The 1,078-nt window shown below is 75.1% G+C and carries 1 protein-coding gene; it reads right to left on the bottom strand.

Translation table 11 applies throughout. The features are described 5' to 3' along the window. Positions 1-1,078, bottom strand: a 1,078-nt coding sequence (locus ESO86_RS19520) for a DUF6716 putative glycosyltransferase (protein ID WP_165308332.1), incomplete at both ends; no start/stop codon positions are given.

Below are 1,078 nucleotides of genomic sequence, written 5' to 3' on the forward strand. Positions count from 1 at the left end.
CCCGCCGGACGACCCCCCGGGCCGGGACGCCCACGCCCCAGGCGAGCGCACCCGCGAGGCTGGGATCGTGCTCGCCGAGCATGCGGCGCCGCTCGAAGGCCGACCTCAGCGCGCCGCCCGACAGGTCGTGGCGACGCTCCAGGTGCGGCAGCGGCACGATCTCGCGCGACTCCACGAGTGCGGTGAGCCGCGCGGCCCAATCGTCGGCGTCGTGACCGTGGAAGTAGTTGTCGGCGAGCCACGCCGGCTCGGCGAGCCTGAAGCGACCGGCCTCGAGGTCGTCCGTCGACCCGAAGAGCCCGGCGCCCTCGAACACCGTGTTGATCATCGCCGGCGACACCCCGAAGTCGTCGAGGAGCAGCGTCGGGAGACCGAGCGCGATCGACTCGAGCGCGGCCGTCGAGCTCACCGTCACGAGCGCGCCGGCACGCGCGAGGTGGGCCGCCATCGGGCCGTCCTCGACGACGAGGTTCCGCGGGAGCTCCCCCGCGGCGCCGAGGTCGCCCATCAGGTCGGCGTAGTCGTGCGCCTCCTCGTGCGTCTGGGCCTCGCCCGCGCGAGCGCGGACCTTCACGACGACGCGTCGATCGGACCGCCTCCGGGCGAGTTCCGCGAGGGCGGAGAGGACGAGGCTGCGCTGGTCGGGACCGACGGGGACCTTCGCCTGGGCCGCGAAGACCACGTCCGTGCCGCCCGGAGCGGCCGCCTCCACCGGCTCGGCGCTCGCGAGGAACGGCAGCGTCGCGAGTCCGAACATCCGGTCCACGCCGAGGTCCGCGGCATTCGCGCGGAACTCGCGCACCTCGCGGCGGCTGTGCAGCACGATCAGGTCGGTCTGCTCGCGGTACACGACGGCCTTCGGGACGGCCGGGATGGTGAGGCCCGGGAATCCGCTCACGAGCACCGGGCGGTTCCGGCGCCGGAGCAGCCTCGGCGCGATCACCCGGACGAACGGGCCGCGCAGCGCGAGCAGCACCGCGTGCGGATCGAAGGCGTCCAGCTCGTCGTCGAGTCCCGGGAGGCCCGCCCGCCCGTCGAGCGGCCGGATCCGCGCGTCGCCGGGCGCGAACCGCGTCCC

This window comes from Agromyces binzhouensis (assembly GCF_004135055.1).
Classification (GTDB): domain Bacteria; phylum Actinomycetota; class Actinomycetes; order Actinomycetales; family Microbacteriaceae; genus Agromyces; species Agromyces binzhouensis.